This is a genomic window from Vogesella perlucida, from assembly GCF_979366545.1.
Genome location: NZ_CEETRO010000001.1, coordinates 21,850 through 45,041 on the forward strand (window position 1 = coordinate 21,850; position 23,192 = coordinate 45,041).

The following is a 23,192-nucleotide window of genomic DNA, read 5'->3' on the forward strand; positions in this document are numbered from 1 at the left end:
GGGCTTCCTGGCGGGGTTGAAAGGGCATTGGGCAAGCTAGCACAGACCATGCGGATACAGAAAAATTCCCCCCTGCCCGCGGGGGAGGCCAAAGCAGCCTGCGGCGCCAGCTATTGGCAGTGCTGCAGGCTGACCCGGGTACCCGGCTGCACCCCAAGCATGGCAAAGCTGCCACGCGGCAGCTCTAGCGCCGCCACACCGGCACGGCTGCTGGCGTGGATATCCAGCGTATCCGGCTGCATGTCGGCTATCTGGAAAATCACCCCGGCTGCGTCGATAAAACCTATCGACAAGGGCTGCCAGGTGTCGCGCATCCAGAAGCGCAGCGGCTGCGGCTGCGCAAAGGCAAACCACATGCCGCTACCCACATCGTGGCGGCGCGACAAGCCACGCATCTGCTGCTCGCTGGTTTCGGCCAGCGGCACCTCGGCCAGGCGTGCACCATTGTCAAACACCACCTGGCAATGGCGCATGGCCGGCGGGGCGTCACCTTCCACGGCTTGTGCGCCAGCCAGCAGGGGTAAAACACCTATCAGGTAGAGGATGTTTTTCATGGCAGGGCTCCGGGTATCACGGTGCCGGGCGGGCGCCGCTGGCCTCCAGCAAGAACGGCAGCAAAATACGCAAGGTATCGCGGGCGCGCTGCTCTAGCCGGCCGGGCAGTAGCTGTGGCAAGCGCGCCAGATTATCGATGTCGGGGCGGTGCCAGCTACTACCGCCGGTAATGCCCGGCAAGGCGGTTTGCATATAGCCATCACCCTTGCCCAGCGACCAATTCGTGGCTTCTACCGCCAGTACGGGAATGCCTGCTTTATCAAAGCTTTCCTGGTCGGAACAACAGCCGGTACCCGCGGGGTAATCAGGGTGTAGCCCGGGGTTGCTGCGGGCGTCGATGCCCAGCGCGGCGGCCAACGCCAGGGCACGGTCGCGCGCGGCGCCGGCGGCAGGGTTGGCCGCCACGGTACGCTTGCCGGCATTGAAATACAGCGTGTCACCGGTCAGCAGGCTGTCCAGGTTAACCATCAGCAGCGTGCGGCTGAGCTCGGCCGGTGGCAGGCTGTCCAGATAGGCCTGCGAGCCTTTCATGCCCAGCTCCTTGGCGCCAAATGCCACAAATTTGAGCGTGTGCTGCACCGGGGCATTGGCTAGCTCGCGCGCCAGCGCCAGCATGACGCCGACACCCGATGCATTATCGTCCAGCCCTTGCAGCTGCTCGCCGCCAAACACGCCTTCGTGTACTTCGTGCAGGGTGGTGGCGGTGTCAAAGTGGGCGCCAATGACGATGACCTGGCCGCTGACACCCGGTTTGGTAGCAATGACATTACGCGACTGCAACAGACGGCGCTGGCGCACATTGTTGGCAAACACGTAGTTGTATTCGGTATCAAACGCCTGGGTTTGCGTTTGATAACCCATGCTGGATAGCTGGATATGCAGGTACTCGGCGGCGGCAAACTCGCGCTCGGCCCCGGCCAGTCGGCCGGGAAACTGGCTGGCGATATAGCGCATTTCGCGTGCAGCCCACTCTGCTGCGGGCAAACCATCCGCCGCCACACCCGGCGGTATGCTTGCCAGCAAGCCCAGTACAAGCAGCATCTTATGCAATGTCATATTTATCCAGATTAAACATCATGCCCGGATGATAGCCGTAGTTCAGTGCCAGACCAACACCGCAACCGCATAATAAAAAAACCGCCTGCACGTGACAGGCGGCTGCGGCTTGCTTTTGCGGTCTAGCTGCGGATAAAGCACTCGAATACGCTGCTGTAGTCCTTGCGGTGCGCAGCGTGGCTGGCCTGTAGCAGGGTATCCTGATAAAACCCGTACAGCGCGCTGGCCTGCTGCGCCAGGTCTGTCTGCCCGCCGGCCTGCCGCGCCAGCGAGCTCACCACGCGGTCCAGGCTCTGCGTCACCAGGCCCAGCTTGTGGTGCTCGTCGGCCATGTGCTGGCTAATCTCGATCAGCGCCTTATAGATGTCTTTTAGCGGTTCAATGTGCTCTTTATGCACATCGATAGAAAACACCTGCTCGCCCAGCGCAAATTTCAACTCGATATCCAGATCGATCGTGCCAGCCGTTTCCAGCTGTACATCGCTGATGTCGTGCTGGTAGTAGTCGTAGCGCTTGAGCAACCGCTTTTTGCTGATGGCGCTATCACCATCCAGGTGCAGCAGTGCCAGGTTGGTAAAGCAGTATTCGTCGGTCTTGCTCTTGATCAGGAAGAAAATCTTCTCCCCTTTCTCGTGCATGATGTAGTCGTCGCTTTCTACCTTGTGATAATCCTGCGGGGCGATAACGCGGCCGATATCACTCAGGCCCAGTGCATCCGATGCCAGTTTGCCGAACATGTTTTCCTCCAGGGTTAGCCGGCTAGCGCCGGCATGGTGTCCCGCCTTGCAAGCTAAGACCACGCCACATTATGGCCATGCCTTATTGCTCGCGCAGCATCCGCTCGATGCGCCGATCCGGCACCAGCCACATCAGGGCGACCGCAGCGTACATGCCCCAAGCCAGCGACGGTAGCTGCGTAGCCACCACAATCCCCAGCAGGTACATCACTAGCGACAGCTTGCCTTTGACATCACGGCCCACGGCTTGTGACAGCAGTGCATTTTCCGGCGAACGTTTCAACGCGGCCTGCAATAGCCAGTACGCCAACGCCGACATCAGCAGCACCACGCCATACAGCGCCGTAGGCAGTGGCGCAAAGTGGTTTTCACCCATCCAGCCGCTGGCAAACGGCACCAGTGATAGCCAGAACAGCAGATGCAGGTTAGCCCACAGCACCAAACCGCTGACATGGCGCGTGGCGTGCAGCATATGGTGGTGGTTATTCCAGTAAATGCCGACGTACACGAAGCTGAGGATGTAGCTGACAAACACCGGCCACAGCTGTTGCAACACGGCCCAGTCAGCCCCATGCGGCACTTTCAGCTCCAGCACCATGATGGTGATGATGATCGCCAGCACCCCGTCGCTAAACGCTTCCAGCCTGTTTTTACCCATCATGATGCTGCTCTCTTTCTGTGTGTGAGCAGGCAGTATAAAAAGATTGCAGCGACTGTTTTAACGAAACCTTGCAGCAACAATAAATATAAAAATCATGCAAAATTCATATAAAAATCAGGCGCCTGGCCAACAATACGCGCATCACTCCCACAGAAAGCCCGACATGCCTCTACCTGCCCCCCAGATAGCCCAGCTTGGGCCATACAAGGTCACCCCTGGGGAAAGCTCCGTTTCCGGGCTCTCCTCCGGCGCTTTCATGACGGTACAGCTGCACCTGGCGCACTCGGCCAGCTTTATTGGCGCAGGCGTCGTCGCCGGCGGCCCCTACCGTGGCGTAGAAACCTTTCGTGGCGCCGCCTGGCTGGCCGAGGATGCCTACGCGCTGAACGCACTGCAGCTGTGCATGGCCCCGCTCACGCCAGAACTGGCACCACCGGCACGGCTATCGGTAAAGCTGGCACAAGAGGCCGAGCGCGATGCGCTGATCGACCCGCTGGCCAACCTGGCACGCCAGCGCGTGTACGTGTTTACCGGCAGTGCCGACAGCGTGGTAAACAGCGCCGTGGTGGCGCAAACGCACGAGATGTACCGCCTGCTGGGGGTACCAGATAGCCAGATTGCTTACTACCACCAGCTGCCGGCCGGCCACTCGCTGATTACCGATAACCCGGAAGACTCGCCGCTGGGCAGCAACCAGCCGCCCTACCTCAACAACGGCGGCTTCATGCAGTCACACCACATCCTGCAGCACATCTACCCCGGCCTGGCCGCGCCCGCAGCACAGGCCAGCGGCCAACTGCTGCGCTTTGACCAGCGCGAATTCTTCGGTAACGACCCACACGCCAGCATGGCCGACTTTGGCTATGTCTACGTACCGCGAGCGGTGCTGGAAGGTGCCCCGGCACGCGTGCACATTGCCCTGCACGGCTGCAAGCAAGGTTACAGCTATGTCAGCTACACCCTGGGCCAGGCCGATACCGCCAGCCAGCCGCCTTATGGGAACCGTTACATCACCACCACCGGCTACAACACGATCGCCGACAGCAACAACCTGATCGTGCTGTACCCGCAGGCCGCCGGTAGCGACAACACATTGGCCCAGAACCCCGACGGCTGCTGGGACTGGTGGGGTTACACCAGCCGCAGCGCTGACTACCCCGACTACTACTCGCGCCAGGCACTGCAAATCCGCGCCATCCACGCCATGCTGCAACGCCTGGGCGGCTAGCCCACAAAGGACACCCCATGACCCACGCAGATCACGCCCTCCCCCATGCCCTGGCACACAGCCCGGCCATACCGAAACCAGGCCACGCCCAGCTGCTGGGCAACCTGGCCACGCGCGGCCAACATAACCTTGGCGCCAGCCTGGCCATGCTGCCCGCCCTGGCCCATACCGAGACCTGGCTGAGCCTGACACAGCTGCAAGCAGCCAGCCTGCAAAAGCTGATAGCCCAGCAAGATGGCTGGCTGGCGCAGTGGCAAGGCTGGTTGCACAGCGCCTGCCAGCTTAGCCAGGCCAACACCGTGTCCAAGCTGCTGGAGCAAGAAGTCAACCTGACCCTGCGTGCGGTGCAGATCATGGGCCAGCAAGCCGTAGACCTGGCCACCCTGCAGGAAAACCTGGAAGTGAACTACGGCTACTGGGCCAGCCTGCATACACCGGCAGCGCCCGCCATGCAGCACGGCGCCGACTAGCCCCCGCCCAAGGTTGGCCGCACCCGCGGCCAACCTTGACCGCATGGCAGCCCCACTGCCCGTGCATTGCCAGCCTGCGCCGTGGCCGCTAAGCTGCCACTACCCGTTTCGATAAGCCATCCAGCCATGCAAGGCGTCCCCCGGCAGTTTGAATTTACCCATGACCAGGCACAGTTCTTTCACCCGCGCGCCCGCGCTGGTATCGAGCTGTACCGCGCCCATATCGTGCAGCACGCCTTCGAGCCGCACACCCATGCGGCCTACGGCTTCGGCACGGTAGCCTGTGGTGTGGAGCGCTTCCGCTACCTTGGCAGCGAGCACCTGGCCGGCCCCGGCAGCATCGTCACCATGAACCCCGACATACTGCATACCGGGCGGGCTGAAACCGACAGCGGCTGGCAGTACCACATGATCTATATCGAACCGCAGGTGCTGGATGAGATTGCCGGTGCGGGCGGCTGGTGGTTTGGCCAAGCCGTGCAACATGACCCGGCACGGGCACAGCGGCTGGCGCAACAGCTGGCAGCCCTGTGGCAAGAAGACGATGCACTGGCTTTCGACTGCCAGCTGGCACAGCTGGTAAGCACCCTGGCCCCGCTAGCCAGCACACGCCAGGCGCCGCAAGCAGGCCAGCGCTTTGACCGCGTCATCGACTACATGCACGCCCACCTGGCGCAGCGCCTGAACCTGGATACGCTGGCCGCGGTAGCCGGCCTGAGCCCGTTTCACTTTCTGCGCCAGTTTCAGGCGCAGTACCACGCCACCCCGCAGCAAATGCTGATGGCACTGCGGCTATACCGTGCCAAGCAGCTGCTCACCCGGGGCACACCACCGGCACAGGTAGCCGCAGACTGCGGCCTGGCCGACCAGGCCCACCTTAACCGCAGCTTCCTGAAACGCTACGGCACCACCCCTGCGCGTTACCAGAAAGCCATACGCGGCTAGAACCTGTCGTCCTCCGCCTGGCATTGGAAAATCTTGCGAGCCTGCGCAGCGGCAAGACATAGCGCTCACGGGCCCTGTGATACCACCGCAAGCTGGTACAAGACAGCCGCTGCAGGCTGCGCGACACTGGTGGCCACCCTTCTGGAGATGCCCATGTTGACCGGTATTGCCTTTGCCCTGGCCGCCGGCACGCTATGGGGGCTGGTTTTCATTGCCCCGCTATTGCTGCCCGACTACCCCGCCGCCCTGCTAAGCTGCGGCCGCTACCTGGCTTTTGGCCTCATTGCCCTGCCACTGGCCTGGCTGGACCGGCGCGAGCTGGCCCACCTCAGCCGCGCCGACTGGCGTGAAGCGCTACAGCTATCACTTATCGGCAATGTGCTGTACTACCTGTTCCTGGCCAGCGCCATACAACGCACCGGTGGCCCGCTGCCCACCATGCTGATCGGCACGCTACCGGTGGTCATTGCCATCAGTGCCAACCTGTTCAATCACCAGCGCGACGGGCACCTGCCCTGGGGCAAGCTGCTACCGCCGCTGGCGGTCATACTGGCCGGTATTGCCTGCGTCAATCAGGCGGAGTTGGCCGCACTGGCCCTGCAGCCCGGCATCGACATGGCACGCTACGGCAGCGGTGCCATCATGGCGCTGCTAGCCGTAGCGTGCTGGACCTGGTACCCGATACGCAATGGCAACTGGCTGCGCGCTCACCCGCAGCGCAAACCGCGCGGCTGGGCCACGGCGCAAGGTCTGGCCACCCTGCCGCTGGCACTACTGGGCTACGCCGGCTTCTGGCTGTACAGCGCACAGGTCACACCGGGGTTTGCCATGCCACTGGGGCCGACGCCGGGCAAGTTCATGCTGATGATGCTGGGCGTGGCCCTGCTGGCTTCCTGGCTAGGTACGCTGTGCTGGAACGAAGCCAGCCAGCGCCTGCCCACCAGCCTGGCAGGGCAGCTGATCGTGTTTGAAACACTGGCGGCATTGACTTTCGCCTACCTGTTAAGGGGGCAATGGCCCGGCGGGCTGTCGCTGGCGGGCATCGGCCTGCTGCTGGCGGGGGTGATGTGGGCCATGCGCGTACGCCCGGAAAAAGCGGCACCCGCTACAGCATTGCAATAAGTACCGACCCCGATCGGAAACGCTCCCATATAAATCATGCACTTGCAGATTAAGTGCATTTTTTTTGAAAAAATGTGCGGTAAAACGCTTGACGCCTACAGGGTGGCAAGTTAAAGTGCGCACCTCTTCGCAACGCAGCGATGCGAAACGAAGAGCTGGTGTCAGGGGGTATAGCTCAGTTGGGAGAGCGCTTGCATGGCATGCAAGAGGTCAGCGGTTCGATCCCGCTTACCTCCACCAGGAAACACACTAGGTCCCCATCGTCTAGAGGCCTAGGACATCGCCCTTTCACGGCGGTAACCGGGGTTCGAATCCCCGTGGGGACGCCACATTGCGTGGGGGTATAGCTCAGTTGGGAGAGCGCTTGCATGGCATGCAAGAGGTCAGCGGTTCGATCCCGCTTACCTCCACCACCAATTAAAAAAACCGGTCAGCTGACCGGTTTTTTGCATTTCCCGCACACTGAAGCACCACAGCCCGCCACGCAACAACACAGCGCCGCCGGGCTAGGCGGCAAATACCGCCTCGTACTGCCCCCATAGCCGGCTCTGCGCCTGCCAGTCTGCCGGCTCGGCACTGTGCTGCAACACCCGCAGCAAAAAATGCACCGTGACAAACAGCGCATGAATACGCCCACGCGCGGCCTCACAGGCTTCCGGCATGCTCAGCCACAGCCGCTGCCACAAATGACCCAGCCGCGCCACCACCTCGCTTATCTGCACCAGCTCGTTGAACAAACCATGCGCAGGTTGGCCGCCACCCAGTAGCGCCCGCTCTCGCATATCCGCCAGGCGCTCTTCCAGCAGCGCCAGCAGCTGACCCAGGGCGTGCGCCAGCTGCGCCGGGCTGGCATTCTCCCCCGCCTGCCCGTCCGGGTCCAGCAGCAAGGCATGCTGGCTGAGCAAGCTGGCACTAAACGTTGTGCCGGCTACTGCATGACCATGACCGTGCGCCTGACCGTGGCCAGGCAAGTGCTGTGACGTATGCTGGCTGATGGCCTCGGCACTGCCTACCGGTTCAATCTTGATCATGCTGCCCCCCTGTCTAGTGCTTTTATCGCCATCCGGGTGACAAACTTAACGGCCGAACAGATGGCCCAGCTTGGCGCGTTTGGTGTCCAGATAGTGGTCGTTGTACGGGTTGCGGCCAACCTGCAGCGGCACGCGCTCGGCCACCCGGATGCCTGCCTGCTCCAGCGTGGCAATCTTGCGCGGGTTGTTGGTCATGATGCGCACCGCATCCACGCCCAGCAGCGCCAGCATTTCGCGGGCAATGCGGAAGTCGCGCATGTCGGCTGGGAAGCCCAGCTGCTCGTTGGCCTCTACCGTATCGGCGCCGCCATCTTGCAGCTTGTAGGCGCGAATCTTGTTGATCAGGCCAATACCACGACCCTCCTGGCGCAGGTACAGCAAGATGCCGCGGCCCTCAGCGGCAATGGCCTCCAGCGCAGCTTCCAGCTGGAAACCACAATCGCAGCGCAGGGAAAACAGGCCGTCGCCGGTAAGGCATTCGGAATGCACACGGGCCAGCGGGGCATCGCCACCGCTGATATCGCCCAGCGTCAGTGCAACGTGCTCACGCCCGCCTTGTTCTTCAAAACCATGCATCTGGAACACACCCCAAGGCGTAGGCAGATTGCAACTGGCGACCAGATCTACACGGGGCTGGGTGTCGGCTTGGCTCAAAATAGACTCCGATTCAATGAAAACAGGCGGGGCATGGTAGCCATGCCCCCACCAAATGAGAAATATCAATCAAACGAACACATCAGTCAGCTTTTTTCAACAGCGCTGCCAAGCTGGCTAAACGGTACCGACAAGGCCATCGCCAGTGCCGCCAGCGCCGCTTGTTCGGCCTCGCCAAAAAAACCCGGGCGGGCATCTTCGGCGTCCAGAATACCCACCACGCGGCCATCTGCGGCCAACACAGGCAGGCACACCTCACTTTGCACCTTGGGGTCACACTCGTAATACGCACCGCCCGCTGCCTGCCAGGCGGCCACATCCGCCACGATGGCCGCACGGCCGCTCAGCCCCACACGGCTATTGTTGCTGAACAGGGCAAAGTCTTCGGTCAGCGGAAACTCGCCACGGCTGGGCAGCCCGCGGTAGGCCAGCTTGACCAGGCGCGCTTGGCCGTCGCGCTCGAAACGGCAGTACACGCCCAGCCAGTCGGCAGCAACCGACTGCAGCGTGGCCTCCACCAGCGCATGCAGTTGCAGTAGCGCCGCGTGTGCTGCCGCACTCTCGCCGCCCAGCCAGGGCGCCACGTCATAGGGCGTGTCATCCAGCTCGTCTACCAGCGAGCAGCTCCCCCCCTCACCCAGCTTGGGCACCGGGTAACGATACACATCCGCCGGTGCCGCCAGCGGCAAACCGGGCAATGCGGCGGCCAGCTGGCCTGTGGCACGGGTAACAGCAGCAGCCGGCAGGGCCAAGCCCACGGCATCCAGATACGCCTGAGGCATACAACAGACTCCGGTAAAGTAATTTAGTCGGGTATTATGACCGCTTTTGTACTAGACACTCCAGCCATGACTGCCATTATTCTGCGCCAGGCACCGGCCCTTACCCTGAAAGCCGGCCCTGCGGCACGCCGCAGGCTACAGCAAGACGGCCTGCAGGCTGTGGACATCACCACCCTGCCGGGTGCCGCTGGCGGGCCCAAGGCACTGGGGTTGTCCGGGCTGGACCAGGCGGTGTTCGGCTGGCTGGCCGAACAGCCTGCGGTGCGCGACCTGGTGGGGGCATCGATAGGAGGCTGGCGTTTTGCCTGCGCCATGCAGGCCGACCCCGTCGCTGCCTTGCAGCGCTTTGCGGCCAACTACGTAGCCCAGGACTACAGCCGCCAGCCCACCCGTGCGTTGATTTACCAGAACTGGCAAGCCCTGCTGCACGACACGCTAGGGCCGCATGGGCTGCAGGCCATACTGCAACACCCGCACTATCGGCTCAGCCTGGTGCTGGTACGCGCGCGCGGCCTGCTGCGCCATGAGCAGCGCGCACCGCTACTGGCCGGCCTGGCGCTGGCGGCGGCATGCAACACCGCAGGGCGCGGCCAACTGCGCCATGTCTTCGAGCGGCTGATCTGCCACGATGCGCGCAGCGCGCTGGCGTTTGCCCCGCAAGACCGTATCCCCACGCAGCGCGTGCCGCTGTCTGCGGCCAACCTGCTGCCCGCGCTGCTAGGTACCACCGGTGTACCGGGGCTGTTTGACGGGGTCGCCATACCCGGCGCCAGCGCCGGGGTATACCGTGATGGCGGGCTGCTGGACTACCACCTGGACTACCCGTGGCAGCAGCAGGCCGGCATAACGCTGTACCTGCACTACCAGCCGCGCATCGTGCCGGGCTGGTTTGACAAGATCCTGCCGTGGCGCCAGCCGGTCGCTGCACACCACCACAGCACGCTGCTGGTGACCCCCAGCCCGGCCTACCTGGCCAGCCTGGGGCTGGGCCGCCTGCCAGACCGCGGCGACCCGAAACGCTTTGCGCACGACGACGCCATGCGCCGCCGCTTATGGGGACAGGCGGTGGCAGAAAGCCAGCGCCTGGGGGACGAGTGGCGCGAGCGGCTGCTGCGCCAGGACTGGGGCGACGTTGCCCCCTTATGATGCAGCCCGGCCGGCATCCAGCGCCTGCAGCAGCGCCTTCATGCTGCTATCCACATCGGCACTCTGGTCGTACAGCTCGGTGGCTTCCTGCGTAGCACGTGCCACCAGCCCGGCCAGCATGCGCTCCTGGCCCTCGGTGAGCCCCAGGCTGACAAAAGCGCGATCGATGTCCTCGCGCAGGCGCAGCATGATGTCGTTGCTGCTCCACTGCTGCTGGCGAAAACGGTTATCGATAACCTGCAGCGTCTCACGGGTGCGCGACACCAGCTGCGCCAGCGTGGCCGCCTGATGCTGCTGCTGCCAGGCGGCATCCAGTGCAGCCAGGCGCGCGGTGGCGCCTTCTACCAGAAAAGCCAGGTTGTCTCGCAGGCGGCCATTGCGCTCTTCGTCTTCGCGCGGCATGTTTTTGACGGCCAGCGACACCTGGCCATAGGTAAACACCGTCACCCGGCCCGCATCCACAATCGGCCCGCGCCGCGCCAGGGTGTCGATCAGCCCGATTTCCAGCTGGCCACACGGGCCCTCGCCATTCACGGTACTGACACCACGGACAGAGCGCAGCTGCACGCTGGCATCCAGCCCCAGGTCTTGCAGCGCCTGCAGCATGCACTGCTGCAGGGCCGCGTTATCCGGCAACACAAAGGTGCTTTTCAAAAACTGCAGCACGATGCCGATCTCGCTGGCACTGGTCATGGCGGTAAACGCCGCCTGCATGGCATGGGCCACCTGGCCTTGCAGCTGCTGGCCTGCCTGGCGCGCCTCGCCATTACGCAGGGCCACGCCGATTTTGCTCAGCAGCTCGGCATTGACATACGGCTTGGCGATATAGTCTTCCGCCCCGGCCTCGTAGCCGGCCATTTTGTCTTCCAGCTCTACCCTGCCAGACAAAAAGATCACCGGCACGTGCGCCAGGCGGGCATCGGCCTTGATCTCGCGGCAGATATCGTAGCCTTCCATGTCCGGCAGGCCCACATCCAGCAACACCAGCTGCGGGCAGGTATGCCCCTGGCTGGCCAGCACGTCCAGCCGCGATAGCGCACTCATGCCGTCTGCGGCCTCTTCTACCGCAAAGCCTTCCAGCTCCAGCAGCTGCTTCAGGTTAAAGCGCAGCGGCGGCTGGTCTTCCACCATGAAAATGCGGATAGCTGGCGCGCTTTGGGCAACCGTCACGGTAGCCACGCTGTCTTCTTCAAAAAAAATGGTCATGTTGGCACCCTTGCTATCGTCCAGTCTGGCAAACGCTCCGTCACATCGCGGGCACTCAGCGGCGGGCTAAACAGATAGCCCTGATACGCATCGCACCCCATTTGCTGCAATAGCTGCTTTTGTTCTTCCCGCTCTACCCCTTCGGCAATCACCGACATGCCAAAGCTGCTGGCCAGGGAAATCACCGCCTGGGTAATGGCGCGGTCTCCGGCCGAGGTGAGGATATTGCGCACAAAGGACTGATCGACCTTCAGCACATCCAGCGGAAAACGCTTCAGGTAGGCCAGGCTGGAATAACCGGTACCAAAGTCGTCCAGCGCCAGCTTCACCCCTAGGCTTTTCAGCTGCAGCAAGGTACCCACCGTGCGCTCGGCATCCACCATGGCCGTACCCTCGGTGATCTCGATTTCCAGCAGCGTGGGGGGCAAACCGCTAAAGTCCAGCGCCGCTTCGATGCTGTGCAGCAAGTTGGCCGCAGCAAACTGCCGCGCCGACAGGTTTACCGCGACGCGCACGCCCGGTGCCACATGCTGCCAGCTAGCCAGGCGCTGGCAGGCTTCGGCCAGTACCCAGCACCCAATTGAAATGATCTGGCCATTCTCTTCGGCCAGCGGGATAAAACGTAGCGGCGACACCCGGCCCAGACGCGGGTGGTGCCAGCGCAGCAGCGCCTCGAAGCCGGTAAGGCTGCCGTCTTGCAAGGAAATCTGCGGCTGGTAGTGCAGCTCGAATTCATTGCGCTCCAGCGCACGGTACAGGTCGTTGCTCAGGCGCAAGCGCTCGCTGGCCTCGGCGTTCATTTGCGCGGTATAACCCAGCACATGGCTGCCGCCCATGCCCTGCGCCTGATGCAATGCCACCTCGGCCCGGCCCAGCAGCTGCTGCGCATCCGATGCATCGGCTGGATACAGGCAATAACCGATGCTGACCGGAATAAACATCTCCTCGCCCAGCACCGTCATGGGTTGCAGCCAGGCTTCCTGCAGGCAGGTAGCCAGCAGCTGCGCGGCGGCGGGCTCGCCCACCTGGGCCACCACGGCAAAATTGGGCCCCACCAGGCGGAAAGCACGCCCCATGTCACCCAGGGTTTGCTCCAGCCGGCGGCCACACTCACGCAATGCAGCATCGCCTGCCTGGTAGCCCAGCGAGTCATTAATGCGCGAAAAATGATCTACCCCAAGCACCAGCACCAAGACCAGCTGGCCAGGGGTTTCGCACAAGCCGCCCTGCCCGGACAGCGCCTCCAGCAATGCCATACGGCTGCCCAGCCCGGTCAGCTGGTCCAGATAGCGCAGGCGGTGTGCCTCGGCCTGCAAGCGATGTGCCTCTACCTGCTGCTGGGCGCTGCGGCCCAGGCGGGTTTCGATGGCATTCAGCAGGTCTTCACGCTGGAAAGGCTTAGGCAAGTAGTCGTCTGCGCCCAGGTTCATGCCCTGGCGCTGGTCTTGTTTATCTGCCAGCGCGGTGAGCAGGATCACCGGCAGCTGTGCGGTAGCCGGCTGGGTGCGCAGCTGGCGCAGCAAGGCGTAGCCATCCATGCGCGGCATCATCACATCACTGATGACCAGCGCGTAAACATGGCTGCGCAGGTAGTCCAGCGCTTCCTGCCCGTCACCCGCCGCATCGGCTTCGTAGCCTTCCAGCCGCAGCAACGCCATGATGTTGTTGCGAATGGCGATGTCGTCTTCCACTACCAGGATACGCCTCATGTTGGCCGCCCTTTCTGCTGTTCCTGCACCGGCAGGCGCACGCAAAAATGCGTGCCACGCCCCTGCTCGCTGCTCACGGTGATCTGCCCGTGGTGCAGCTCCACTGATTTGCGCACAATGCACAAGCCCAGGCCGGTACCGGGTATCGGCCCCACATTCTGGGCACGGTGAAAGGCATCAAACAGCTGCGGCAGGTCTTCCGGTGGAATGCCTATGCCTTGGTCTTGTACGTCAAAAATGATTTCGTTGCCGTCACAGCGCGCAGAAAAACGGATCTCGCCGCCTTGCGGCGAGTACTTGAAAGCATTGCTCAGCAAGTTGCCCAGAATTTCGCGTAGCAGCTTTTCGTCCAGCAGCAGCACCGGCTGCGGTAGCGCCATGTCCACCACCACACTGGCCAGCACTTCCTCGCCACGGGCGTGCGACGCCTGGCTGACCTCGTGCACCAGGTGGTGGCAGAAACGCGTCACGTCCAGCGGCTGCGGCACAAACTCGACACGCTCGGCCTCTACCCGGCCGATCAGCAAAATGTTATCCAGCATGTCGGTCATGCGCTGTACCGAGGTCTGGATGGACTCCAGCAGCGCTTCGCGCCGCTCTGGCGGCAGGCGGTCGTGATAGTGGCGCAGCAGCTCGGCCGACGACAACACGGTGGCCAGCGGGGTGCGGAACTCGTGCGAGGTCATAGACACAAAACGCGATTTCAGCACGTTCAGCTCTTGCTGCTTGGCCAGTGCGTCACGGATTTCCTGCTCTGCAGCATGGCGCTCGGACACATCCACCAGCGTCCAGATGGTGCCTTTGTCCGGCTGGCTCTTTACGATACTGGTACCGTTCATCTGCACCCAGATCAACTTGCCGCTTTTGGTTTGCAGCTGCCGCTCGGTCGTAAAAATCTGGCCGGCAGCCAGGCAGCCGTAGGCGTCGCGGCCAAAGCTGTCGAACTCCTCGTCGCTGCGGAAATAAATGCGGCTGCTCATGCCGATCAGCTCGGCCTCGCTGTAACCCAACAGCAGCGAAAAAGTGCGGTTGATCCACAGCAGGCGGCGGTTGGTGACAAAGGCCATGCCCACCAGGGCAGACTGCAAAATGGCCTCGCGCTCGGTATGGGTGCGCAAGAGCTCGAATTCCAGCTCTTTGCGGCGGCTGATATCCATCATTACCCATACCGTGCCCTGCGCCATCTGCTCGGGGTTGATGGGCTTGCCGGACAGCTGCACCCACAGTAGTTGGCCGCAGGCCGTGCGCATGCGCATTTCCGTGGCGTAGGCGCGGCCCTCGGCAAACGCCAGCCGCGCATCCCGTGTGGTACGCAGGTAATCCTGCTGTACATCGTAATAGCGCTCCAGGCTGCCACCCTGCATGCGCTCCGGCGTGGTCTGGAACAGCTCGGCGGCGGTGCTGTTGACCCAGCGCACAAAGCCCTGGCCATCGACAAATGCCATGCCGGCAATGGTGTTGTCCAGGATGGATTCGCGCTCGCGCAGCGTGCTGGTCAGGTCTTTTTCCAGGCGTTTGCGGTGGGTAATGTCGGTAAAAAACACCAGCGCGGCCTGACTGCCGTGCCACTCGATAAGCACCACACCGCTGTCTACCCAGCGCACCTCGCCATTCTTGTTCACCACCCGCAAATCATCGCGCGCTTCTACCGGCTCTCCCCCTACGCGACGGCGGTGCATCTCCAGTACACGGCCCTGGTCGTCCGGGTGAATCAGGCTGGCAAAATCCACCTCGGCCAATTCGGCAATGCTGTAGCCGCTGATCTCCGCAGCACGCGGGTTGGACAGCACAATGCGCATGCCTTGTACCACCACAATGCCGTCACGCACGTTATCGATCACCAGACGGTAGTGCTCTTCGGACTGGCGCAGGGCGTCTTCGCTGCGGCGGCGGGCGGAGATATCGCGAAAGAATGCCCCGATAAAGCCCTGCTGGCTGGACGAGAACGGCCAGAACGAGGCATCCACATGCTGCAGCTGGCCATCGCGCTGCAGGGTGAATTCCAGCGACGTGGCCTCGGCCAGCTGCATGCCCTGGTCACCCAGCAACAAGCCGGCAGGCAGCTGCTCGGGAGACAGTGGCAGCACCTCCAGCAGCGGCCGGCCTACGGCCTGCTCGCCGTGCAAGCCAAAAATCTGCTCGGCGTGGATATTCCAGTCGATGATCACGCCGGTGTGGTCCAGCACCACCATGGCGATGCTGGCGAACTCGAACAACATGCGCGCCCGTTCCATGTGCTCGTACAGCACCTGCTCGGCCACATGCTGGCGTGTCATGTCGCGCAGGGTAATTCCGCGATAAGGCAAGCCGGATAGCACAAACTGCCAGCCGGACAACTCTAGCGGTACGCGGCTGCCATTGCTGTGCAGCGCGGGGATTTCCAGCGGGCGCATGGTCTGCGCCATGGCGCCGCCGTCGTCAGAAAACAGCCAGTCGTGAAAACGGTTATGCAGCGGCGCGGGCACCAGCAGCGCCGCCAGCGGCCGCCCCAGCGCGGCACTGTCCGGCCAGCCCAGCAGGCGCTCTGCCTCGCGGTTCCACTCGCAGACATAGCCCTCGGCGTCCAGCACGATCACGGCAATGGCCGAGTAGGCAAACAGGTGGCGCAGGTTGTCGTCGTTGCTGATGCTGCGCTGGTACAGGCCGACCAGCTCGTCCACGATACTCTCCCGCCCGGCCAGCCAGTCTTCGGGCAGCTGTGCCGGGTCTGCCGGCTGCTCGAACAACACACCGGCCAGACGCGGCTCGCCACCAAACGGGGAAATCATGCTGAAGGTGCACTCGGCCACCGAGCGGTAGCTGCCATCCGGCTGGCGCAGGCGGAACAGGCGCTGGCGGCGGCCGGAAGCCATGGGCTGCGGGTCGGCGAACTGCGCCAGGTCATCGGGGTGTACCGAGGCCAGATAGCGCGACGGGTCTTCGTGCAATGCAGACACTGGCCTGCCCCACAGGGCTTCAAAGCCAGACGACACAAACAGGAAGCGGCTGCGTGCCATATCTGCCAGCCAGTAAGCGCAGGCTAAAGGCTGGGTGTCACCGGCGGGAGCCGACAACGACAGGGTAGACTCAAGCGGCATGAACGGGTCCTTGCAAACTGGCTTGCCAGCTTCATTCTTTCTTCATGCCGTTAGGGTTTTCAAGTAATTATTTATAAATATAAACGGTTTACGTAATAGTAAAATCTATTGCCAATGATAAAACAGCAGGATTTGACCAAGCGACCACCCACTAACCGCCCCCAGGCAATGCAGGCTCGTCACCGTATATCACCCGGTTTCGCCCCTGCTGTTTGGCCTGGTACATGCGGTTATCCGCCAGTGCCAACAGTGCCGGCCAGTCTGTGGCATCGTCTTCGTGCCATTCGGCCACCCCCATGCTGGCGGTCAATGGCTGGCCATCCGGGCGCAGGCCCAGCCCACGGCGGCGCACGCGGCGTAACACCAGCCGCGCCTGCGGCAGCGTGGTTTGCGGCAGCAGCAGCAAGAACTCCTCGCCGCCCCAGCGGCACAGAATGTCGCTTTTGCGCAGTAGCTGCGCCAGGTCTGCGGCCAACCTTTTCAAGGTCTTGTCCCCTGCGGCGTGGCCAAAGTTGTCGTTGATGGTTTTGAAATGATCCAGGTCGATAAACACCACCGCCAGCGGCATATCGCTACGCTGCGCTTGTACGGCGAGCAGCTCCAGCATTTCTTCGGCGCTACGGCGTGAAAACACACCGGTCAGCGGGTCGCGCACGGCCTGCTGCACCAGCGCCATCATGAAAGCCAGCTGCGTGGTACAGGCCAGTGCCGATACCCCGGCAATCAGCACCTGCAGCCAGAAAGCCCCCCAGAATACCGGCGGTACCATGGCAGACCACTCCAGATAGCCGGACAGCAAATGTGCCAGCAAGGCGGGCAGCGCAAACGCCAGGCACTCCAGCAGGGTAAGCGGGAAAATCGCCAGCCCGGCCAATAGCACAAAAGGCAAAAAAGTATAGCCGGCGCTGATAATGCCGGACACGCCTACCAGTGCGTAGTGGCTAAGCAGCAGGTGGGAAAACAGATAAAACAACGAAGGGATGGCAAACAGCATGGCCATGCCGCGCCACGCGTGCAGCAGGCGGCCATCGGGGCGCAATGCACGCGTCAGACTGACAAAGGCGACCGTGGCCAACACGCGCAGCGCCGCCAGTTGCCAGGAAAGCGGCGATGGCAGCGTGTAAAGGTCGACCACAATCCACAAGGGCGTCAGGATGGAAAACAGGCAGGCAAACAAGCGTACGCGGTTCAGCAGCATGTGGGCGCGGCGGCTGGCCAGCAACGGCATATGCCGATGCGGCGACAGCAAGCTGCCGGCATCGCCGTGGCCCACTTCGCCTGGCAATAAGCCCAAGACTTTTACCCAGAACAGCACAGACAGTCGGCCCATCACGTCCCTAGCATCATCAGTAAGTCGTTATTATCAAAATAATATCGTTTCGATAGTTTGCTAAAAATCAAGATCGCCGATACTTGCTATAGGGATAACCATTTTCTGCCAACTTGCAGGCTTGAATGGCAGCGCCATGCCCAGAATACCCGGTGCAGGCAGCCCTGCCTGCATGAAAAACCCCCTTGCCATGACTGCCAAGGGGGTTTTTATACAGCACAAAAAGCGCACAATCCTGCACTTCCATGCCATGGCTATGTTTTATTCGTAGCGGAAATGCGCTCGCTTCACATTGCACAATACTTCGTAGCCAATGGTGCCGGCATGCGCCGCCACGTCGTTTACGCTGATGTTGTCGCCCCACAGCTCCACGGTGCTGCCGACGCCCGCCTGCGGAATATCGGTCAGGTCTACCGTCATCATGTCCATCGACACACGGCCGATCACACGGCTTGCGATACCGTCGATCCGCACCGGGCTGCCGGTAGAAGCCAGCCGCGGGTAGCCGTCGGCGTAGCCGCAGGCCATCAGGCCCACACGGGTGGGGCGCTCGGTATGGAACGACGCGCCGTAGCCTACCGGCTCGCCCACGCCCAGCTCGCGCACGCCAAAAATACGCGTGGTCAGCTGCATCACCGCCTTCAGGCCAACGTTGGCCGCATGGCCGGCTGGCAGCGGCGTGGCGCCGTACAGCATGATGCCGGGACGGCCCCAGTCGCGGTGCGCGTCGGCGTGAATCATGATGCCGGCCGAGTTGGCCAGGCTGGTTTCCCCGCCCAGGCCGACGGTGGCGGCATCGAAAGCTGCGATCTGCGCGTCGGTAGCCGGGCAGCCCGGTTCGTCGGCACGGGCAAAGTGCGTCATCTTGACGATGGCGTCTACCTTGCCGCTGGCCTCCAGCTCACGGTAGGCGGCAGCGTAATCGGCCGGGAAGAAACCGGCGCGGTGCATGCCGGAATCCATCTTCAGCCACACGCGGTACGGTTTGCCCGCTGGTGCGGCCATCAGCATGGCCAGCTGCTCGCGGTTTTGCACCACCAGCCACAGGTCGTGCGCCTGCACCTCGTCCAGCTCGGCCGGCTCGAACACGCCTTCCAGCAGCAGAATAGGCAGACGGATGCCGGCGGCGCGCAGCTGCAGTGCTTCTTCCAGGCACGCTACGGCGTAGCCGTCGGCCACATCGGCTACCGCCTGGGCGCAGCGTACCGCGCCGTGGCCGTAGGCATTGGCTTTCACCACGGCCAGCGCGCGGCCACCGTGCTGCTGGCGCGCCAGCAGGTAGTTATGTCGGAAATGATCCAGGCGGATCGAGGCAATCAATGGGCGCATGGCAGTCTCAGACTTTGGCCGCAGCGGGCTGGAACATCGGCACCACCAGGGTTTCGCCTTGTTTGGCGTAACGCTGCATCGACAGGCCGTCTACCAGGATTTCCGGCTGCGTGCCGGTGATCAGGTCGGCCAGCACCTTGCCGGAACCGGCGCACATCGTCCAGCCCAGCGTGCCGTGGCCGGTGTTCAGCGACAGGTTGCTGTAGCGGGTGCCACCGATGATCGGTGTGCCGTCCGGGGTCATCGGGCGCAGGCCGGTCCAGAACTCGGCACGCGATACGTCGCCGCCGTCCGGGTACAGGTCGGTGACCACCATTTCCAGCGTGGCACGGCGTTTCGGGTTCAGGCTCAGGTCGAAACCGGCCAGCTCAGCCATACCGCCGACGCGGATGCGGTGGTCAAAGCGGGTGATGGCGATCTTGTAGGTTTCATCCAGCACGGTGGACACCGGCGCGCCCTTGACGTTGGTAATCGGCACAGTCAGCGAGTAGCCTTTTACCGGGTACACCGGAATGTCGATGCCGATAGCCTTGACCATCTCGCGCGAGTAGCTGCCGGTGGCGACCACGTAATGATCGGCGCTCAACAGCTCGCCTTCCACCACCACGCCGGTCACTTTGTCGCCGTAGGTCTGGATGCTGTCGATGCTCTTGCCCCACAGGAACTTCACGCCCAGGCCGGCGCACATTTCGGCCAGGCGGGTGGTGAACATCTGGCAATCGCCGGTATCGTCGTTCGGCAGGCGCAGGCCGCCTTTGAGCTTGTGCTTGGTCTTTTTCAATGCCGGCTCGATGCGGGCGCAGCCGTCGGCGTCCAGCACTTCGTATGCCACGCCGCACTCTTTCAGCACTTCGATGTCCTTGCCCATGGCGTCCACCTGCTGCTGGCTGCGGAACAGCTGCAGCGTGCCGCCTTCGCGGCCTTCAAAGCCCAGGCCGGTTTCGGCTTTCAGCTCGCGGATCTTGTCGCGGCTGTACTCGGCCAGGCGCATCATGCGGCCTTTGTTCACGTTGTACGCCTGCGGGTTGCAGTTGGCGAACATGCGCGCCATCCATTCCCACTGGTAGGTGCTGCCGTCCACGCGGATAGCCAGCGGGGCGTGCTTCTGGAACAGCCATTTCATCGCTTTGGCCGGGATGCCAGGTGCGGCCCACGGTGCGGCGTAGCCCGGGGAGATCTGGCCGGCATTGGCAAAGCTGGTTTCCAGCGCCGGGCCGGGCTGACGCTCCACCACGGTCACGTCAACGCCGGATTTGGCCAGATACCATGCCGTGGAAATACCGATAACCCCACCACCAAGAACGATGACTTTCATGTTTACCTCCAGGCTACCCTGTTGAAACAGGACAGCGCAGCTGTCCTGTCGTGTGTGCGATTGGCGGCTTTTGCCGCTCAGTGAATTTGCGTAGTATATTGATTAAAACGCAGTTTTTTTCACTTATATTTAACAACCAGCCAGTCAATAACCCTGCGAAAAAAGGCGAAAATAGTGAAACCGCAACGCACCATGGACAAAACGCGCCAGCTGGACAAACTGGACATCAAAATCCTGCAGCACTTGCAGGCCAACGCCCGTATCGCCATGACCGAGCTGGCGGAAAAAGTCGGCCTGTCCACCACGCCGTGTACCGAACGCGTGCGCCGGCTGGAGCGCGAGGGCGTGATCGAGGGCTACCATGCCCGCCTGAACCCGCAGGCGCTAGGTGCCAGCCTGCTGGTATTTGTCGAGATTAAGCTGTCGGCCAAGTCCGGCGATATCTTCGACGCCTTTCGGCGCGAGGTACAAAAGCTGCCCGACATCATGGAGTGCCACCTGGTATCCGGCGAGTACGACTATTTATTAAAGGTGCGCCTGCCGGACATGTCCATGTACCGCAAGATCCTGGGCGATATCCTGCTGAAACTGCCGCAGGCCAACGAATCGCGCAGCTACGTGGTGATGGAAGAAGTCAAGGAAAGCTGGCTGCTGAATCTGGACAGCTAGCGCGCATTGGCAGGTGACTTATCTGTGCTTCCTGCTAAGCTGCCGACCATGACAACCGTATCCACGTACCTGCAATGAATACCCTGATCCTGCTGGACCGCCTGCCGGCCCCGCCAGAAGATGCACCAGCACAGCGCGAAGCCCTGAAAACCCTGGGCCGCCAGCTGGCGCTACAGGCTGCCTCGCAGCTGATGTCGCTGCCGCTGCGCCACTTCGCCATGGATAGCGATAAGCCACCCTGTCTGCTGCTGGAAGGCGCACCTGCCCCGCTTGGCCTGTCCATCAGCCATAGCGGGCCTTGGGTCGCCGCGGCGGTATCGGCTTGCCACCCGCTGGGCCTGGATCTGGAACAAACCACGGCCCCCGCGCCCGCTGCGCTGGGCGAGCTGCTGGCAGCGGATGAGTCGGCATGGTTGGCCGCACAGCCAGCCGGCACCGTACCCGCGCCAGCTTTCTGGGCGGTATGGACGCTGAAAGAGGCGCTGGGCAAATACCACGGCCGCCGCTGGGAAACGCCGGCCGAAACCCGCCACATCCACCAGCTAAACCATTACGCCGCCCACCTGGCCCTGCCAGAGCACAGCCTGCTGCTGGCCATCAGCGCCCCGGCAGCGCTGGACTGCAAGCTGCAATACGCTGGCCAGCCGGCCCAGCGCGTTAGCTTGCAACGCTGGCCGGGCTACCAGGGGCAAAGCTAGCCTGCTGCGGCCAACCATACCGGTGCACATCAGCACAATAACGGTGCATAAAAAGGTATCTGCACCAAACACTTGCAGCAGCATTGCACCAAAGCCCATCACGCCAAACGCATAGCCATGCAGCCACACAGGCCGCATGGCTACCGCGCACCTAAAACGGTCATCTGGCACTGTTATTGCTCACCCTGCACCATAATATCCATCAGGGAGCAAGAGATGCCTGCCACTACCCCTAACGACGTACTGTTTCTGCTGCTGGGCGCCGTGATGATCCTGGCGATGCACGCCGGCTTTGCCTTTCTGGAGCTGGGCACCGTGCGCAAGAAAAACCAGGTCAATGCACTGGTAAAAATCCTGACCGACTTTGCCGTGTCAGCCATCGCCTATTTCTTTGTGGGCTACAGCGTGGCCTACGGCGTGGATTTTCTGGCCGATGTGAAACACATCAGCCAGGCCAACGGCTACGAGCTGGTAAAGTTTTTCTTCCTGCTCACCTTCGCCGCCGCCATCCCCGCCATCGTCTCTGGCGGTATTGCCGAGCGCGCCAAATTCCACCCGCAGTCGGCTGCCACCTTCTTGCTGGTAGGCCTGGTGTACCCGTTTTTTGAAGGCATCGCCTGGAACGGCCACTTTGGCGTGCAAGACTGGCTGACGGCCAACCTGGGCGCCCCGTTTCACGACTTTGCCGGCTCGGTGGTGGTACACGCCGTGGGCGGCTGGATCGGCCTGGCCGCCGTGCTGCACCTGGGCGCACGCCGTGGCCGCTATACCAAGGAAGGCCGTGTGGCGGCGCACCCGCCGTCGTCCATCCCCTTCCTGGCGCTGGGCGCCTGGATCCTGATTGTGGGCTGGTTCGGCTTTAACGTGATGAGCGCGCAAAAAGTGGCCGGCATCTCGGGCCTGGTAGCAATGAACTCGCTGATGGCCATGGTAGGCGGCACGCTGACCGCGATGTGGCTGGGCAAGAACGACCCGGGCTTTATCCATAACGGCCCGCTGGCCGGCCTGGTAGCCGTATGCGCCGGCTCCGACATCATGCACCCGGTGGGCGCGCTGATCGTGGGTGGTGTGGCCGGTGCCATGTTTGTGTGGCTGTTCACCCTGACACAAAACCGCTGGAAGATCGACGACGTACTGGGCGTATGGCCGCTGCATGGCCTGTGCGGCGCCTGGGGCGGCATTGCCGCCGGTATCTTCGGGCTGGAAGCGCTGGGCGGCGCGGGCGGCGTGACGCTGCTGTCGCAGCTGGCCGGCACGGTGGCCGGTGTGGTGGTGGGCTTTGGCGGCGGCTATATCGTGTACGGCGTGCTGAAGAAAACCGTGGGCATTCGCCTGAGTGATGAGGAGGAATTCAACGGCGCCGACCTGTCTATCCACCAGATCACCGCCACGCCAGAGCGCGAAAGCAACTGGTAAGGTTGGCCGCAAGACAAAGCGCCCGGCGTGTCGATGACACGCCGGGCGCTTTATTC

At 62.6% G+C, this 23,192-nt stretch carries 21 protein-coding genes and 3 tRNA genes; 11 read left to right on the plus strand and 13 right to left on the minus strand.

Annotated features, from left to right (window positions below):
• Window positions 1-110: 110 nt before the first annotated feature.
• The 4 genes from ACZ9XP_RS00075 to ACZ9XP_RS00090 all read right to left on the minus strand — a co-directional run bounded on the left by ACZ9XP_RS00075 (window position 111) and on the right by ACZ9XP_RS00090 (window position 3,009).
• Entirely contained in the window at window positions 111-554 is a 444-nt protein-coding gene (locus tag ACZ9XP_RS00075; protein ID WP_465187754.1) for a DUF192 domain-containing protein, read from the minus strand.
• A gap of 16 nt (window positions 555-570) precedes the next feature.
• Window positions 571-1,596: an aminopeptidase gene (locus ACZ9XP_RS00080; RefSeq protein WP_465187755.1), complete on the minus strand. Its 1,026-nt coding sequence runs from the start codon at window positions 1,594-1,596 to the stop codon at window positions 571-573.
• 137 nt (window positions 1,597-1,733) lie between these two features.
• Complete coding sequence (locus tag ACZ9XP_RS00085) at window positions 1,734-2,348, minus strand: PH domain-containing protein (protein WP_147683380.1); 615 nt, start codon at window positions 2,346-2,348, stop codon at window positions 1,734-1,736.
• Between the two features lie 82 nt (window positions 2,349-2,430).
• A complete protein-coding gene (locus tag ACZ9XP_RS00090) occupies window positions 2,431-3,009 on the minus strand; it encodes a TMEM175 family protein (protein WP_465187756.1) in 579 nt (192 codons plus the stop codon).
• Window positions 3,010-3,172: 163 nt separating this feature from the next.
• On the opposite strand from ACZ9XP_RS00090, the gene ACZ9XP_RS00095 reads away from it, so the two are divergent.
• The 7 genes from ACZ9XP_RS00095 to ACZ9XP_RS00125 all read left to right on the plus strand — a co-directional run bounded on the left by ACZ9XP_RS00095 (window position 3,173) and on the right by ACZ9XP_RS00125 (window position 7,187).
• Window positions 3,173-4,237 carry an extracellular catalytic domain type 2 short-chain-length polyhydroxyalkanoate depolymerase gene (locus ACZ9XP_RS00095; RefSeq protein WP_465187757.1) on the plus strand — a complete coding sequence of 355 codons (1,065 nt, stop codon included), beginning with the start codon at window positions 3,173-3,175 and terminating at the stop codon, window positions 4,235-4,237.
• 17 nt (window positions 4,238-4,254) lie between these two features.
• Window positions 4,255-4,707 carry a hypothetical protein gene (locus tag ACZ9XP_RS00100; protein WP_465187758.1) on the plus strand — a complete coding sequence of 151 codons (453 nt, stop codon included), beginning with the start codon at window positions 4,255-4,257 and terminating at the stop codon, window positions 4,705-4,707.
• Window positions 4,708-4,833: 126 nt separating this feature from the next.
• Complete coding sequence (locus ACZ9XP_RS00105; RefSeq protein WP_465187759.1) at window positions 4,834-5,652, plus strand: AraC family transcriptional regulator; 819 nt, start codon at window positions 4,834-4,836, stop codon at window positions 5,650-5,652.
• Window positions 5,653-5,805: 153 nt separating this feature from the next.
• A complete protein-coding gene (locus ACZ9XP_RS00110) occupies window positions 5,806-6,774 on the plus strand; it encodes a DMT family transporter (RefSeq protein ID WP_147683389.1) in 969 nt (322 codons plus the stop codon).
• A 164-nt stretch (window positions 6,775-6,938) separates the two neighbouring features.
• Window positions 6,939-7,014, plus strand: a tRNA-Ala gene (locus ACZ9XP_RS00115).
• Window positions 7,015-7,027: 13 nt separating this feature from the next.
• A tRNA-Glu gene (locus ACZ9XP_RS00120) sits at window positions 7,028-7,103 on the plus strand.
• 8 nt (window positions 7,104-7,111) lie between these two features.
• Window positions 7,112-7,187: transfer RNA gene (locus ACZ9XP_RS00125), tRNA-Ala, on the plus strand.
• 93 nt (window positions 7,188-7,280) lie between these two features.
• Here the strand turns inward: ACZ9XP_RS00125 and ACZ9XP_RS00130 are convergent.
• The 3 genes from ACZ9XP_RS00130 to ACZ9XP_RS00140 form a co-directional block, all read right to left on the minus strand.
• On the minus strand, window positions 7,281-7,805 hold the full coding sequence (locus tag ACZ9XP_RS00130; RefSeq protein ID WP_465187760.1) for a hypothetical protein: 525 nt from the start codon (window positions 7,803-7,805) through the stop codon (window positions 7,281-7,283).
• Window positions 7,806-7,850: 45 nt separating this feature from the next.
• Window positions 7,851-8,459 carry a GTP cyclohydrolase II gene (gene ribA, locus ACZ9XP_RS00135; RefSeq protein WP_147683985.1) on the minus strand — a complete coding sequence of 203 codons (609 nt, stop codon included), beginning with the start codon at window positions 8,457-8,459 and terminating at the stop codon, window positions 7,851-7,853.
• Window positions 8,460-8,545: 86 nt separating this feature from the next.
• The gene (locus tag ACZ9XP_RS00140; RefSeq protein ID WP_147683987.1) at window positions 8,546-9,241 is read right to left on the minus strand and encodes a GAF domain-containing protein; all 696 of its coding nucleotides are present in this window, start codon (window positions 9,239-9,241) and stop codon (window positions 8,546-8,548) included.
• Between the two features lie 66 nt (window positions 9,242-9,307).
• Between ACZ9XP_RS00140 and ACZ9XP_RS00145 the strand changes: the two genes are divergently transcribed.
• Window positions 9,308-10,387, plus strand: a complete 1,080-nt coding sequence (locus ACZ9XP_RS00145; protein WP_465187761.1) for a hypothetical protein — start codon at window positions 9,308-9,310, stop codon at window positions 10,385-10,387.
• On the opposite strand, the gene ACZ9XP_RS00150 is transcribed toward ACZ9XP_RS00145, so the two are convergent.
• From ACZ9XP_RS00150 to ACZ9XP_RS00175, 6 genes are all read right to left on the minus strand, one after another.
• Window positions 10,382-11,593, minus strand: coding sequence for a response regulator transcription factor (locus ACZ9XP_RS00150; RefSeq protein ID WP_465187762.1), 1,212 nt, complete (start codon window positions 11,591-11,593; stop codon window positions 10,382-10,384). The genes ACZ9XP_RS00145 and ACZ9XP_RS00150 overlap by 6 nt on opposite strands.
• Window positions 11,590-13,302, minus strand: a complete 1,713-nt coding sequence (locus ACZ9XP_RS00155) for a putative bifunctional diguanylate cyclase/phosphodiesterase (RefSeq protein WP_465187763.1) — start codon at window positions 13,300-13,302, stop codon at window positions 11,590-11,592. Before ACZ9XP_RS00155 ends, ACZ9XP_RS00150 begins: the two co-directional genes overlap by 4 nt.
• A complete protein-coding gene (locus ACZ9XP_RS00160; protein WP_465187764.1) occupies window positions 13,299-16,379 on the minus strand; it encodes a sensor histidine kinase in 3,081 nt (1,026 codons plus the stop codon). The genes ACZ9XP_RS00155 and ACZ9XP_RS00160 overlap by 4 nt, the downstream gene beginning before the upstream one ends.
• A 151-nt stretch (window positions 16,380-16,530) precedes the next feature.
• Entirely contained in the window at window positions 16,531-17,709 is a 1,179-nt protein-coding gene (locus ACZ9XP_RS00165) for a GGDEF domain-containing protein (RefSeq protein WP_465187765.1), read from the minus strand.
• Window positions 17,710-17,970: 261 nt separating this feature from the next.
• Window positions 17,971-19,038, minus strand: a complete 1,068-nt coding sequence (gene alr, locus ACZ9XP_RS00170; RefSeq protein ID WP_465187766.1) for an alanine racemase — start codon at window positions 19,036-19,038, stop codon at window positions 17,971-17,973.
• A 7-nt stretch (window positions 19,039-19,045) separates the two neighbouring features.
• Entirely contained in the window at window positions 19,046-20,353 is a 1,308-nt protein-coding gene (locus ACZ9XP_RS00175; protein WP_465187767.1) for a D-amino acid dehydrogenase, read from the minus strand.
• Window positions 20,354-20,545: 192 nt separating this feature from the next.
• Between ACZ9XP_RS00175 and ACZ9XP_RS00180 the strand changes: the two genes are divergently transcribed.
• The 3 genes from ACZ9XP_RS00180 to ACZ9XP_RS00190 all read left to right on the plus strand — a co-directional run bounded on the left by ACZ9XP_RS00180 (window position 20,546) and on the right by ACZ9XP_RS00190 (window position 23,136).
• Window positions 20,546-21,022 (plus strand): winged helix-turn-helix transcriptional regulator, encoded by a 477-nt coding sequence (locus ACZ9XP_RS00180; protein WP_147684131.1) that lies wholly within the window; start codon window positions 20,546-20,548, stop codon window positions 21,020-21,022.
• A gap of 74 nt (window positions 21,023-21,096) precedes the next feature.
• Window positions 21,097-21,720 (plus strand): 4'-phosphopantetheinyl transferase superfamily protein, encoded by a 624-nt coding sequence (locus ACZ9XP_RS00185; protein ID WP_147684003.1) that lies wholly within the window; start codon window positions 21,097-21,099, stop codon window positions 21,718-21,720.
• A 216-nt stretch (window positions 21,721-21,936) separates the two neighbouring features.
• A complete protein-coding gene (locus tag ACZ9XP_RS00190; RefSeq protein WP_465187768.1) occupies window positions 21,937-23,136 on the plus strand; it encodes an ammonium transporter in 1,200 nt (399 codons plus the stop codon).
• Window positions 23,137-23,192: the final 56 nt, after the last annotated feature.

Coding starts and splice junctions, on each gene's coding strand:
- ACZ9XP_RS00075 (WP_465187754.1), bottom strand. CDS start 554: ATGAAAAACATCCTCTACCTGATAGGTGTTTTACCCCTGCTGGCTGGC.
- ACZ9XP_RS00080 (WP_465187755.1), bottom strand. CDS start 1,596: ATGCTGCTTGTACTGGGCTTGCTGGCAAGCATACCGCCGGGTGTGGCG.
- ACZ9XP_RS00085 (WP_147683380.1), bottom strand. CDS start 2,348: ATGTTCGGCAAACTGGCATCGGATGCACTGGGCCTGAGTGATATCGGC.
- ACZ9XP_RS00090 (WP_465187756.1), bottom strand. CDS start 3,009: ATGATGGGTAAAAACAGGCTGGAAGCGTTTAGCGACGGGGTGCTGGCG.
- ACZ9XP_RS00095 (WP_465187757.1), top strand. CDS start 3,173: ATGCCTCTACCTGCCCCCCAGATAGCCCAGCTTGGGCCATACAAGGTC.
- ACZ9XP_RS00100 (WP_465187758.1), top strand. CDS start 4,255: ATGACCCACGCAGATCACGCCCTCCCCCATGCCCTGGCACACAGCCCG.
- ACZ9XP_RS00105 (WP_465187759.1), top strand. CDS start 4,834: ATGCAAGGCGTCCCCCGGCAGTTTGAATTTACCCATGACCAGGCACAG.
- ACZ9XP_RS00110 (WP_147683389.1), top strand. CDS start 5,806: ATGTTGACCGGTATTGCCTTTGCCCTGGCCGCCGGCACGCTATGGGGG.
- ACZ9XP_RS00130 (WP_465187760.1), bottom strand. CDS start 7,805: ATGATCAAGATTGAACCGGTAGGCAGTGCCGAGGCCATCAGCCAGCAT.
- ACZ9XP_RS00140 (WP_147683987.1), bottom strand. CDS start 9,241: ATGCCTCAGGCGTATCTGGATGCCGTGGGCTTGGCCCTGCCGGCTGCT.
- ACZ9XP_RS00145 (WP_465187761.1), top strand. CDS start 9,308: ATGACTGCCATTATTCTGCGCCAGGCACCGGCCCTTACCCTGAAAGCC.
- ACZ9XP_RS00150 (WP_465187762.1), bottom strand. CDS start 11,593: ATGACCATTTTTTTTGAAGAAGACAGCGTGGCTACCGTGACGGTTGCC.
- ACZ9XP_RS00155 (WP_465187763.1), bottom strand. CDS start 13,302: ATGAGGCGTATCCTGGTAGTGGAAGACGACATCGCCATTCGCAACAAC.
- ACZ9XP_RS00160 (WP_465187764.1), bottom strand. CDS start 16,379: ATGCCGCTTGAGTCTACCCTGTCGTTGTCGGCTCCCGCCGGTGACACC.
- ACZ9XP_RS00165 (WP_465187765.1), bottom strand. CDS start 17,709: ATGGGCCGACTGTCTGTGCTGTTCTGGGTAAAAGTCTTGGGCTTATTG.
- alr (WP_465187766.1), bottom strand. CDS start 19,038: ATGCGCCCATTGATTGCCTCGATCCGCCTGGATCATTTCCGACATAAC.
- ACZ9XP_RS00175 (WP_465187767.1), bottom strand. CDS start 20,353: ATGAAAGTCATCGTTCTTGGTGGTGGGGTTATCGGTATTTCCACGGCA.
- ACZ9XP_RS00180 (WP_147684131.1), top strand. CDS start 20,546: ATGGACAAAACGCGCCAGCTGGACAAACTGGACATCAAAATCCTGCAG.
- ACZ9XP_RS00185 (WP_147684003.1), top strand. CDS start 21,097: ATGAATACCCTGATCCTGCTGGACCGCCTGCCGGCCCCGCCAGAAGAT.
- ACZ9XP_RS00190 (WP_465187768.1), top strand. CDS start 21,937: ATGCCTGCCACTACCCCTAACGACGTACTGTTTCTGCTGCTGGGCGCC.